Genomic DNA, 12775 nt, shown 5'->3' on the forward strand with positions numbered 1-12775 from the left:
GGTGTACTCGGCCGAGCATCGGCCCGGGATTCGTCCACCGTGGCTGCGGGCCCTGCGGGTCTCGGTCGGGCCGTCGCGTCATGGCAGGTGCGAGCCTCATGCCTCCGTCCAGCAGCAGCCCGCCTACTGAGTCCCGCCTGAAGACCAGCTAAGCCGAGAGGCTCACGTGTCGTTGGACAGGACTGGCTCTGGCCAGTATCGCTCCACGGCCGCACGTTGCCCCGACCGGAGGCAACGATCCGCTTCAATAAGGACCTGGCCATGAACCACGTTCGCCTTTCTTCCCTCAGTCTCGCCCTCGCGCTCGGGGCGGCCGCGCCACTGGGAGCGCAGCAGCTCGCGCCGGAACAGTACGAGGGGCTCCGGGCGCGCCACATCGGACCCGTGGGCAACCGGGTCTCCTCCGTGGCCGGCGTCCCCGGAGACCGCAACACGTACTTCGCCGGCGCGGCGACCGGGGGAATCTGGAAGAGCGACGACGCCGGCCTCCACTGGCGGCCCGTGTTCGATGACCAGCCGGTGCACGCCATCGGCGCCCTGGCCGTGGCCCCGAGCGACCACGCGGTCGTGTGGGCGGGGACCGGAGAGACCTCGATCCGCTCGAACGTCTCGATCGGGAACGGCGTCTGGAAGTCGACCGACGGCGGCGAGAGCTGGAGCCACATGGGACTCGAGGGCACCGGTCGCGTGGGCCGCATCCTGATCCACCCGCACGACCCCGACGTCGTCTACGTCGCCGCGCTGGGCCACGCCTACGCGGAGTCCGACGAGCGCGGGGTGTATCGGACCATGGACGGCGGCGCCTCGTGGGAGAAGGTCCTGTTCGTCGACCGCGGGACGGGCGCCTACGAAATGGTCATGGATCCGGCGAACCCCCGGAAGATCTTCGCGACCATGTGGGACATCGATCTCAAGACGTGGAAGCGCGACAGCGGAGGGCCGGGGAGCGGGCTCCATCTGACGATGGACGGCGGTGACACGTGGACCGAACTCGAGGGGAACGGGCTCCCCACCGGGACCCTCGGCAAGATCGCCGTCTGCATGTCCGCCTCGGACTCCGACCGCGTCTACGCCCTCATCGAGACGAGCGACGGCGTACCGATGGAGGGCTACGAGGCCGACACCGGAGAGCTGTGGAGCAGCGACGACGGCGGCCGCACGTGGCGTCTCGTGAACTACAGCCACAACCTCGCGAGCCGGCAGGCGTACTACACGCGCTGCGGCGTGGCCTCCGACGACCGGGACGAGATCTACTTCCTCTCCTCGAGCTTCAGCGTGAGCCGAAACGGCGGCGAGACGTACACCAGCTACAACTTCCTGGGCGGTGGTCCGCCGGGCGGTGACCCGGCCGCCCCGGGGTGGGACCTGCACGACATCTGGGTCGATCCGACCAACGCGGACCGCGTCTTCATCGGCGGCGACAGCGGCGTGGGGATCACCGAGAACCGGATGAAGTCGTGGTCCCGAATGCAGCTCCCGATCGCGCAGATGTACCACGTCACGGTGGACAACGAGATCCCCTACAACGTGATGGGGAATCGGCAGGACGGGCCCTCCTACCACGGGCCGTCGAACACGCGCTACACCGGCTTCTGGGCGCGCGGCCTGATCCCGCGCGGCGACTGGACGACCGTGGGCGGTGGCGAGAGCGGCTTCGCGACCCCCGATCCGACCGACCCCAACATCGTGTGGTCGAGCGCCTCCGGAGCGGGCGCGCGCGGCGGCATCGTCGTGCGACACGACAGGGCGCGCGGCCAGTTCCGCGATGTCGAGGTGTGGCCGGAGTCCACGGGGGGATATCCCGCGGGCGACGTGCGCTACCGTTTCCAGTGGACTTTCCCGCTCCTCATCTCGCCGCACGACAACGAGACGATCTTCGTCACGAGCCAGCACGTGCACCGCACACGCAACCGCGGCCAGAGCTGGGAGGTGATCAGCCCCGACCTCTCCACGAACGACCCGTCGCGGATGGGGATCTCCGGCGGCCTCACCCCGGACAACATCGGGGTCGAGTTCTGCTGCGTGATCTACGCCTTTGACGAGTCGCCCCTGCAGCAGGGCGTGTTGTGGGCCGGTACGAACGATGGCCTCGTACAGGTGACGCGCGACGACGGGGCGAGCTGGACCGACGTCACCGCGAATATTCCCGACCTCCCGCCGGACGGCGTGGTGCGGAGCATCGACGCCTCCCGCTACGACGTGGCGAAGGCCTACATCACGATCGAACACCATCAGGTCGGCGACTTCGAGGCGCGCGCCTACAAGACCGACGATTTCGGGGAGACGTGGACCCGGATCACGAACGGGGTCGACAACTATCCCGTCGACTACACGCGCTATCTGCTCGAGGACCCGGTGCGGCCGGGGCTCCTGTACCTCGGTACGGAGACCAACGTCTACATCAGCTACGACGATGGCGAGAGCTGGCAGCTGTTCATGCCCAACCTCCCGCCGACGCCGTATTACGGGCTCATCATCCAGGAACACTTCAACGACTTCGTGGCGGGGACGTACGGACGCGGCTACTGGATCCTCGACGACCTGGGCCCGGTGCAGCAACTCACGCCGGAGATCGCCGCCTCCGACGCCCACCTGTTCGAGCCCCGCGACGCCTACCGCTTCAATGACATCTCCGAACCCCAGGTGATGTACGAAGACTGGTCGGTGGGCGAGAACCCGCCCAACGGGGCCTCGATCAACTACTGGCTCGCGGGCGGTGATGGGCGCGAGGTGCAGGTCCGGGTCGAGAACGCCGCCGGCGAGACGATGGCCACGCTAGACGGTTCAAGCCACGACGGGTTCAACCGCGTGTGGTGGAACTTCCGGGGGCCGGACGCGAATCCCATCCTCTACCGCACCAAGCCGCAGTTCGCGGACTGGATGCCCATGCCCGAGGTCTCCCGGCAGGGCGGCGGCGGCTTCTTCGGCGGCGGCGGCGGGCCGAGACAGCCCCCGGCCACGTACACGGTCACGCTCGTCGTGGATGGCGAAGACATGGGGACGCAACAACTGACTGTCCTCCGGGATCCCGGCTCCGCGGGGTCCATGGCCGACATCCTCGCCCAGAAGGCGCTGCTCGACGAGATCGTCGCGGACCGGAACCGGCTCGCCGATGTCGTCAACCAGATCGAACTGTTGCGGCGCCAGATCCAGGACCTGCGCCCGGTGCTCGAGGAGGCGGGAGACGCCGAGGACGTGCTGGAGGCGGGCGACGCGCTCGACGCGCTCCTCATCGAGGTGGAGAGCGAACTCGTGCAGGTGAAGAACACGGGACCCGACGGGGTGCGCTGGCCGGCGATGGTCAGCGGCCGTCTGTCGTACCTCCAGGGCGCGGTGGGGAGCGCGGACTTCCCCCCCACCGACCAGCACGCCGAGGTGGCGGAGATCCTGAGCGATCAGGTCGACGAGGTGGAAATCCGGCTGCAGGAGGTGCTCACGGACGAGTTGGCCGAGTTCAACCAGATGCTCCAGCAGAAGGTGGGGCGCGTCATCACGACGGAATAGCACCGTTCACGGCAGACCGCGGGCCGCGGGAGGTCGATTCGGGTGACCGACCCCATCCGGGCCTCCCTCGAGCGCCAGGGGTTCCTCGTCCTCGACGGGGGTCTCGCGACGGAACTCGAGGCGCTGGGCTGCGACCTGAACGACCCCCTGTGGTCCGCGCGCGCACTCCTCGGCGATCGCGAGGCGGTCCGTACCGCCCACCGCCGTTTCCTGGAGGCCGGCGCCGACTGCATCGCCACCGCCACCTACCAGGCGACCTTCGAGGGCTTCGGGGCCCGCGGCCTCGACGCGCGGGAGACGGTCCGGCTGCTGCGCGCGGCGGTCGAGGTGGCCGTCTCGGCCCGCGACGGCTTCTGGGCCGACCTGTCGATGCCGGCCGGTCGTCTCCGGCCGCTCGTCGCCGCCAGCATCGGTCCCTACGGCGCCTTCCTCGCCGACGGGTCGGAGTACCGGGGCGACTACGGACTCTCCGCAGCCGAACTCTACGACTTCCACGCCCCGCGCTGGGAGGTCCTCGCCGAGACGGAGGCCGATCTCCTGGCGTGCGAGACCACCCCCTCGCTGGAGGAAACACGGGCCTACTGCCGGCTCGCGGCCGTCGCCCACCGGCCGGCCTGGATCAGCTTCCAGTGTCGCGATGGCGCGCACCTCGCGGACGGGACCCCGCTCGAGACCGCCATCTCCCTGTGCGACGCGGAACCCCACGTCGTCGCCGTGGGCGTGAACTGCGTCGATCCGGGCTTCGCTTCCTCCCTCATAACGGCGGCGCGGGGGGCGACCTCGAAGCCGATCCTCGTCTACCCCAACTCCGGGGAAGCGTGGGACGCCGAGGCGAAGCGGTGGACCGGCCCGGCGACCCCCCTGGACTGGGCCCGGAGCGCCATGGAGTGGCGCAGCGAGGGAGCCGACGGCGTCGGCGGCTGCTGCCGCGTCGGACCGGCCGCGATCGCCGCCATCCGTAGCGGGGCTCTATCTTGACCCTTTCCCGCCTGCCGGGCCGTCACTCCAGGGAGCTAAAGAGATGAGGGGCTGCATGCCCACACTTCGTGGCATCGCCGTCAGTACCATGCTTGCCGTGCCTGCCCTGCCTCTGCCTGCCCTGCTCCACGCCCAGCAGTCACCCAGGGCGCATGCGTCGGAGATCACGGCGCCTCCCGTCATCGACGGTCGACTCGACGACGATGCCTGGTCGGGCCTCGAGCCCCTCGCGGGCTTCACCCAGCGCGAGCCCTCGGAGGGCCAGCCCGTGTCGCAGCGGACGGAGGTCCGAGTCAGCCATGACGACGCGGCCCTGTACATCGGCGCATGGCTCTTCGATGAGGACCCGTCGGGCATCGTCGTGGGCCAGACGTTGCGCGATGCCTCGCTGAACGACTCGGACGCCTTCGTCGTCGTCCTCGACACCTATCTGGACCGGCAGAACGGCTTCGTCTTCGGCACGACGCCGGCCGGCATCGAGTACGACGGCCAGGTCACCGGCGAGGGTGTGGGCGGCGGCCGGGGCGGGGGCCGCCAGCAGCGCGGTTCGGCGGGCGGCTTCAACCTTAACTGGGACGGCTCGTGGGAGGTCGCCACGACCCGCGACGATCGCGGCTGGTACGCCGAGATGCGGATCCCCTTCTCGACGCTCCGCTACGGCGCCGGGGGCGCACAGGACTGGGGCCTGAATCTCGAGCGAAGGATCCGGCGCAACAGCGAGCAGTCGATGTGGGCGCCGCTGCCGCGGCAGTTCGATGTGTACCGGATCTCGCTCGCCGGAACCCTCACGCTGGAGGCCCCGGCCAGGCGGACGATTACGGTCAGCCCGTACGCGCTCGTGGATGGCTTCAAGGACTACGGCGTCGCCTCTCCGGGGGTGACCCTCGGTCAGCAGGTCGGGGGTGACGCCAAGATCGGCCTCAATCAGAGCCTGACGCTCGACCTCACCGTGAACACCGACTTCGCGCAGGCGGAGGTGGATGACCAGCAGGTGAACCTCACGCGGTTCAGCCTCTTCTTCCCCGAGAAGCGCGCCTTCTTTCTCGAGAATGCGGGCACCTTCGCGGTCGGCGCGAGCCGTTCGGCCGAACTCTTCTTCAGCCGCCGCATCGGCCTCCAGGGTGGACGGGAGGTGCCGATCCAGGCGGGCGCCCGGATGACGGGCAAGGTCGGTGATTTCCAGATCGGCATGCTCAACATCCAGACCGACGAGGCCTTCCACTTCAACGACGAGATCGGGCTCAGCGAGCCGATCGCCCCGGCCAACAACTTCGGCGTGCTGCGCGCGTACCGGGAGTTCGGCAACCGGTCACAGCTGGGCGCCATCTTCGTGTCGCGCCTCAACACCGCCGACTCGGAGGACCACAATCTCACGTACGGCATCGATGGCCGGCTCGGCATCGGGGAGGCGCTGACGTTCGACGGCTGGGCGAGCCTCACCACCACGCCGGCCCCCGCCGGGGAGGAAGCACCAGGGTCGGGGTTCAACGACGGCGAGTACGGCTTCGCCGGCGGCATGCGGTACGTCACGCGCGATTGGCAGGTCACGACCGGGTACCGGCAGGTCGGCGACGCCTTCAACCCGGAGGTCGGCTTCGTCAACCGGCGCGGATACCGCCACCTGAACTTCCGCTTCCTGCGCCATCTGCGCACGGAGAGCGTGCCCTGGTTCCGGGAATTCCGACCCCACATCTCCGGGAACACGTTCTGGACGCTGGGCGGCTTCAACGAGTCCTACCTGTTTCACTTCGACAACCACTTCGCGTTCGAGAACGGAGCGTTCTTCCAGCTTCCCGGCTTCAACCTGACCGGCGAGGGTCTCGAAGAACCGTTCGCGATCCGGGAGGACATCGTCATCCCGGCCGGCACGTACCACAACCTCGACTGGGAATTCAGGGCGAACACGAATCGCGGCGCCCCACTCTCGGCGTCGGTCGGATGGGGACTGGGAGGCTTCTACAGCGGGACCCGCTTCGGCCCGAACGCGACACTCACGTACCGTTATCGCGACAAGCTCACCGCGAACGTCCGCGCGAACTACTTCGACGTAGACCTCGACCAGGGCAGCTTCACGACTGCCGTCCTGCAGCTCAACGCGTCATACTCGTTCACGCCCCGCCTGTACCTGCAGACCAACGTCCAGTACAACGGCGATACGAAGGACGTCGGGACCAATCTCCGGCTTGGGTGGCTCGATACGGCCGGCACCGGGCTGTATATCGTGTGGAACGACACGAGTCACACCGGCTCGCTCGACCGCACCGGAATCATGGCGGGGCCGAAGCAGCGCCAACTCGTGGTCAAGTACAGCAGACTGTTCAACCTGAGCGGGTAGCCCTATGTGGCACGACGACATCCTCGGCACGATCGGCGGGACGCCCCTGGTCCGGGTGAACCGGCTGGCGGCGCACCTGCCGGGCACGGTTCTTGCAAAGCTCGAGTACTTCAACCCCGGCGGTTCCGTCAAGGACCGGATCGGGATCTCGATGCTCGAGGACGCCGAGGCGCGGGGCGAACTTGCTCCCGGCGGCACGATCGTCGAGGGCACGAGCGGCAACACCGGCGTCGGGCTCGCGCTCGCCGCGATCGCGCGTGGCTACACGTGCATCTTCGCGACCACGGACAAGCAGAGTCCCGAGAAGATCGCCATCCTGCGGGCGCTGGGAGCGGAAGTCATCGTCTGCCCCACCGCGGTGGACCCCGAGGATCCGCGCTCCTACTACCAGGTCTCGCGCCGTCTCGCGGAGGAAACCCCCAACTCCTTCTACATGAACCAGTACGACAACCCCGCCAACACACTCGCCCACCTGCGGACGACGGGCCCGGAACTGTGGGAGGGGACGGAGGGGAGGATCACGCACCTCTTCGTGGGTTCCGGCACGGGCGGCACGATCTCGGGCTCGGCCGCCTACCTCAAGGAGCGCAATCCCGATGTCCGGATCATCGGCGTCGACCCGTACGGTTCCGTCTACTGGAAGTACTTCCACACCGGGGAGTTCGACGAGGACGAGATCTATCCCTACGTCACCGAGGGGGTGGGGGAGGACATCCTCGCCGGCAACATGAACTTCGACATCGTCGACGACTACGTGCGCGTCACGGACCGGGAGTCGATGCTCATGACCCGCCGCCTCTCACGCGAGGAGGGGATGTTCCTAGGGGGCTCGTGCGGGATGGCGATGGCCGGCGCGCTCCAGTGGATGGAGGCGAACCGCGACGCGATCGATGACGATGCGGTGCTCGTCGTGATCATGCCCGACGGGGGCTACCGCGCGCTGGGGAAGGTCTACAACGACGTCTGGATGCAGGAGCACGGCTTTCTCGAGGAGGACGAGACCCTCACCGCGGGGGCTCTGGCTGCGCGCCGTTCGACCGAGAAGGCGCTCGTCTCGGCGCCGGCCGACATGACGCTGGACGACGCGATCGGCGTGATGCGGGAACACGCGATCTCCCAGGTGCCGGTGATGGAGGGGGAGGAGGTGGTGGGCAGCCTCACCGAGCGGGACATCCTCCGCTACCTGATGGGAGACCCCGACGCGCGCGCGCACCTCGTACGCGACCTCATGGGCCCGCCCTTCCCGGTGGTCCGGGCCTCCAGCCCTGTTCACGGCTTCGCGGACCAGCTTCGCGGCGAGCAGCCCGCCGTGCTTGTGCGGGAAGAAGACGGCACGCTCGGCATCCTCACCCGCTCCGACCTCATCTCGGCACTGGGTGCGGGGAGCGGTGGGGATGAGTGGCCGGAGAACGTTCGCACCCGCAAGCAGCTGTCGAACAATCGCGTGACCACCGAGAGCATCCTGCGGGCGCGGGATGCCGATCGGAAGTGACGGTCGTCAGTCGACGACGGGTCGGTCGTCGCTCCAACTCTCTCCTATCCCCAGGTGCCCCATAATTTGGGGGCTTGGTTCAAGCCCTCCACTTGCGCCGGTCCATCACTCGTCCGTATTTTCCCCTTGACGTCATCTGTCGGAGAACCCTTATGTCGGGTCTCCTGCTGAATACAACAGCCCGCTCTGTAACGGATTAGCTACCCGGTTTGGCTTGGGTGAACAGGCAGGGTCAAACCGCCGGTACTCTCCGTGTGGATGGCGTCAAAGACCCGGCGCCATCTAGTTCAACCACGGAGAATACCATTTGCACCGCCTCGCGACGGTTGTGGACAGCCAGGGACACGCGTCTTGCGCCCCATCCCGGCGATCCGCAAGCTCCGCTTTCCGACACCTCGTCGGGACTCCTGCCGGTCGGCCCGGGTGTGGACAACCACCTCTTCACCGATTGACAAGCGACAGATGACCCTGCCGCGGCAGCCGTAGTGAATGCCGGGAACGGCGCTAGACCCTCTGACTTCTGATGAACTTCTGACAGCGAGACGACCTGTGAAATATGACAATCTCCGCTCGGGACGTGTACGGCTTTGCGTCGTGGTGGCATCCTTCGTCCTGGGCGTAGCGGCTTGCGGCGAGAGCGAAGATGGGATGATGGAGCCGATGATGCCCAGTACGTTCAACGCGGCCCCCGTCCCCGTCGGCACGGTGCCCCCGGTCAGCATCGCGGCCGGAGAGTACGTCAAGGTGGACGTGTCCGCCTTCTTCCGGGACCCTGACGACGAGCCACTCTCGTACGGCGCCATGACGACGAACATTCTCGTGGCCGGAGCGTCCATTTCGGGCAACACCATGACGGTAATTGGAGTGTCGACGGGCCAGGTGGGCGGAAGCGTCGTCGCAAAGGACCCGGCCGGCGCTGAGGCCGTGCAACACTTCTTCGTGGAGGTGCGGAATCGGGCGCCCGAGATTACCCGCCTGCTGCCGGTCGTGTTCGTTGACGCCGGTCAGGTGCTAAGGATTGAGCTCCTGCAACACTTCGCTGATCCGGATGGTGACGCACTCACATTTGTCGCGACGACGGCGGACGCCCAAGTTGCTGGAGCCTCGGTCTCGGGCAGCACCCTCTCTGTGGGCGGCGTGGCTGCGGGCGGCACGACCATCACCGTCACGGCGCGTGACTCGACCGGCGAAGAGGTGGAGCAGCGATTCGAGGTGGTCGTCCTCGGGAGGTAACCGTAGTGTCGTAAAGGAGACACCCGGGTTTACGCACCCAGGGTCTCGAAGGCTGTGTTGGTGTCACCTCCTCCTCGCGGTGCGCGTGGGGTTGGCCGGCCTGAGGAGATCGTCCAACCCCCGCCGCCTGTAGCTGTGGCCGTCGATGTAGATGATGCGGACGTGGTGTGGCAGGCGGCTTGTTCCAGGTCAGGATGATCGGGCCCTGCTCGTAGCGCGCGCTCACGAGGCGGAAGAGGAGGTTCGCCACCTGGCGGCCGAGGGCCGGAAGCGCACCTTGTCCTTGAGCACATGGATCAGGTGAGCAGCCGGGCTTCGGTGCCTCGCGGGGCCGCGGCAAAGGGTGGCTCCAGCTCCTCTCCCGTACCGAACATAGACCGTAAGACGACATTTCTACTTGCGGTGTTGGCGGGCATTGAAGACTACACACATCCGGGCATCGAAAATGGCACGGTCCGGGTGGGTGCGGGGGAGGTCCTGGAGAGTCGGCTCGTGCCGTGTCGCGATGCTACCGGCAGCGTTGGGTATGCTGGCGTCTTCACTCGCAAGAGGAGAAGACGCGATGATCGGGAGAGAGACGCGGGTGCTTCTGCGGCACTACCTGGAGCAGGACGCGAGCAAGGCGGAGGTGGCGCGGCGGCTGGCGGTCAGCCGCCGGACGGTGTACCGCTGGATCGCCTCGGGGCAGCTGGACCGGGAACTGGACGATGAGGCGGTGAGGTACGGACCGCGGCGGCCGGGGCCGTCGAAGCTGGATCCCTACAAGGGGATCATCGAGGTCCGCCTCGCCGCGTACCCGAAGCTGAGCGCGGTACGGCTGTTCCGGGAGGTGCGCGCGGCGGGCTACGCGGGCGGCTACGACCAGGTGAAGCGCTACGTGCGGGAGGTGCGACCGCGGGAGTCGGAGGAGCCGGTGCGACGCTTCGAGACGCCTCCGGGGCACCAGGGGCAGGTGGACTTCGCCGACTTCCGGCTCCCGTGGGGCAAGCGTCACGCGCTGGTGGTGGTGCTGGGCTACTCGCGGCTCATGTGGCTCCGCTACTACGAGCGGCAGACGATGCGGGTGGTGATGCGGGGTCTGGAGTCCTCCTTCGCCTACTTCGGCGGGGTGCCGTCGGAGCTTCTGTTCGACCAGATGAAGGCGGTGATCACCGACGACCAAAGGGACGCGGGCGGGCGGCTGCTGGAGAACGGAGAGTTCCTGAGCTTCAGCCACCACTGGGGCTTCCGGATCAGGGCCTGCCGGCCGTACCGGGCTCAGACGAAGGGGAAGGTCGAGCGCCCGATCGGCTACATCCGGAAGAGCTTCTTCTACGGCCGGGAGTTCGTCTCCGACGCCGACCTCAACGCGCGGGCCCGGCGCTGGGTGGACGGTGAAGCGAACGTGCGGATCCACGGCACGCTGAAGGAGCGGCCCGCCGACCGCTTCGAGCTGGAGCGGCCGCACCTTACGCCTCTGGCCGCAAGACCCTACCGGTCGCTGGCCGCCCCGGTGTCGGAGCAGGAAGCTTCGCAGGCACCGGAGACAGCCACACCGCGGATCGTCGAGGTCGAGCGCCGTCCGCTGGCCGAGTACGCCAAGATCGCTGGCGGCGTGTCGTGAAGCGGCCCTCGCGCCGGGAACGCATCGCGGCCCAGCTCGCCGACCTCAAGCTGCCCGGGGCTCTCGAAGCGCTGGACGGCGTCCTGGCGGGCGTGGACGGCGGCGGGACGACGGCCGCCGAGGCCATCGAGCAGCTCCTCGCCGCCCAGATCACGCTGCGCAACAGCCGACGCCTCGCCACCGCCATGCGCTCCAGCCGACTGCCCGCGCTCAAGACGCTGGCCGACTTCGACTTCAGCTTCCAGCCCTCGATCAAACGCGAGCAGATCGATGCCCTGCACGAACTCGGCTTCGTCCAGCGCAAGGAGAACGTCGTCTTCCTCGGTCCGCCCGGCGTCGGCAAACCCCACCTGGCGATCTCGCTCGCCATCGCCACCGCCGAGAGCGGGCGCAGGGTCTACTACGGCACCCTCACCGCACTCATCGACTCCCTCGAGGAGGCCCGGACCGCCGGGAACCTCAACCGGCGCCTCAAGACCCTCTCTCACCCGGCGCTGTTGATCGTCGACGAGATCGGCTATCTCCCGGTCACCCAGAGCGGAGCCACGTTCTTCTTCCAGCTCGTAAACCGGCGCTACGAACACGCCTCGACCGTGCTCACCTCCAACAAGGGCTTCGAGGAGTGGGGCCGGGTCCTGGGCGACGAGGTCATGGCCGCCGCTCTCCTCGACCGGCTCCTGCACCGCTGCCACATCGTCAACATCCGCGGCAACAGTTACCGCATGCGCCGCCACGCCGATCTCTCCAAGGCCATCCGCCCCGGCGCCGCCCGCGACGTCTCCCCGCCCGGAGCGACCGCCTCATGACCGCCGCACGGCTCCGCGCCGCCCTCCCCCGAGGTGGGACATTTTCGATGCCCAGGAGTGGGACATTTTCGATGCCCATTGACATGGTACGACACTCGCTCGAGCCATCGACTTGCGCCACGTCGCCGCTTGTTCGTAGCATTGCCGCCGACGCTATCCTCTGGAGAAGTCCGCATGTCGGGCTTCCTGCTGACCAGAGCCGTTTCGCAAACGCGTGCCGCACCGGACTAGCTACCCGGTGTACGTGTAAGCGGGCGGGGTCATGCGCGCATGTGCTTTCCGCGTGGCTGGGCGTTGAAGATCTGACGCTATTTCGACGCCATTCACAGGAGAGTACCAATGCACCGCTTCGCGACGGTTGTTGCCTTCGCGTGTGCTTGTTCATGCGGCCTGCTGGCCTTCGCCACGCTCCTTGCCCTGCCCCTGCAGGCGCAGACCACCTGTGCCAGCCTCTTGGGGAAGGCCAATTTTTACGGTAACTCCGCTTACGGAGTTGGCGGTCAGTATCAGGGACGCCAGGACCGGAACCCCGGCGTGCGCCATCTACACGAGCACGGCGGACGACAGACCGGGCACCAAGGTCGCGGATCTGGACTGCGACGGTTCCACGGCTGGCGGGAAGGACTACCAGACCCGTTCAGAGATCCTGAACTTCAGATTTCGCGGCTTCACGGCGGTCGGCACGGTGTAACGGGCCCGAGAATTCACTCCGCATCACGATCACTGGCGACATTTTCGCCGATAACGGCGCGACGCTCGAGATCCGCCCTCAGGGCGCCCCCCGAAACGCCCGTCAAGTACTCGTAGAACCTCCCCAATCCCGC

Annotated in this window: 8 protein-coding genes; all 8 read left to right on the plus strand. The window is 67.6% G+C overall.

Going from position 1 to position 12775, the window contains the following annotated elements; all coding sequences use genetic code 11:
- The first annotated feature begins 261 nt into the window (after positions 1-261).
- The 8 genes from ACOOHF_RS09630 to ACOOHF_RS09665 all read left to right on the plus strand — a co-directional run bounded on the left by ACOOHF_RS09630 (position 262) and on the right by ACOOHF_RS09665 (position 12642).
- Positions 262-3504 (plus strand): VPS10 domain-containing protein, encoded by a 3243-nt coding sequence (locus ACOOHF_RS09630; protein ID WP_420461484.1) that lies wholly within the window; start codon positions 262-264, stop codon positions 3502-3504.
- Between the two features lie 42 nt (positions 3505-3546).
- On the plus strand, positions 3547-4482 hold the full coding sequence (gene mmuM, locus ACOOHF_RS09635; protein WP_420461485.1) for a homocysteine S-methyltransferase: 936 nt from the start codon (positions 3547-3549) through the stop codon (positions 4480-4482).
- Between the two features lie 55 nt (positions 4483-4537).
- Positions 4538-6817: a DUF5916 domain-containing protein gene (locus tag ACOOHF_RS09640; protein ID WP_420461486.1), complete on the plus strand. Its 2280-nt coding sequence runs from the start codon at positions 4538-4540 to the stop codon at positions 6815-6817.
- A gap of 4 nt (positions 6818-6821) precedes the next feature.
- Positions 6822-8309, plus strand: coding sequence for a pyridoxal-phosphate dependent enzyme (locus ACOOHF_RS09645; RefSeq protein ID WP_420461487.1), 1488 nt, complete (start codon positions 6822-6824; stop codon positions 8307-8309).
- Between the two features lie 660 nt (positions 8310-8969).
- Positions 8970-9542: an Ig-like domain-containing protein gene (locus tag ACOOHF_RS09650; protein WP_420461488.1), complete on the plus strand. Its 573-nt coding sequence runs from the start codon at positions 8970-8972 to the stop codon at positions 9540-9542.
- 562 nt (positions 9543-10104) lie between these two features.
- Positions 10105-11145, plus strand: a complete 1041-nt coding sequence (gene istA / locus ACOOHF_RS09655) for an IS21 family transposase (RefSeq protein ID WP_420461489.1) — start codon at positions 10105-10107, stop codon at positions 11143-11145.
- Entirely contained in the window at positions 11142-11951 is an 810-nt protein-coding gene (gene istB / locus ACOOHF_RS09660) for an IS21-like element helper ATPase IstB (RefSeq protein ID WP_420461490.1), read from the plus strand. The genes istA and istB overlap by 4 nt, the downstream gene beginning before the upstream one ends.
- Before the next feature lie 493 nt (positions 11952-12444).
- On the plus strand, positions 12445-12642 hold the full coding sequence (locus tag ACOOHF_RS09665) for a hypothetical protein (protein WP_420461491.1): 198 nt from the start codon (positions 12445-12447) through the stop codon (positions 12640-12642).
- Positions 12643-12775 lie beyond the last annotated feature (133 nt).

The sequence above is a fragment of the Candidatus Palauibacter sp. genome, assembly GCF_965216145.1.
In the GTDB taxonomy this organism is placed as follows: Bacteria; Gemmatimonadota; Gemmatimonadetes; order Palauibacterales; family Palauibacteraceae; genus Palauibacter.

Coding starts and splice junctions, on each gene's coding strand:
- ACOOHF_RS09630 (WP_420461484.1), top strand. CDS start 262: ATGAACCACGTTCGCCTTTCTTCCCTCAGTCTCGCCCTCGCGCTCGGG.
- ACOOHF_RS09640 (WP_420461486.1), top strand. CDS start 4,538: ATGCCCACACTTCGTGGCATCGCCGTCAGTACCATGCTTGCCGTGCCT.
- ACOOHF_RS09645 (WP_420461487.1), top strand. CDS start 6,822: ATGTGGCACGACGACATCCTCGGCACGATCGGCGGGACGCCCCTGGTC.
- istA (WP_420461489.1), top strand. CDS start 10,105: ATGATCGGGAGAGAGACGCGGGTGCTTCTGCGGCACTACCTGGAGCAG.
- ACOOHF_RS09650 (WP_420461488.1), top strand. CDS start 8,970: ATGATGCCCAGTACGTTCAACGCGGCCCCCGTCCCCGTCGGCACGGTG.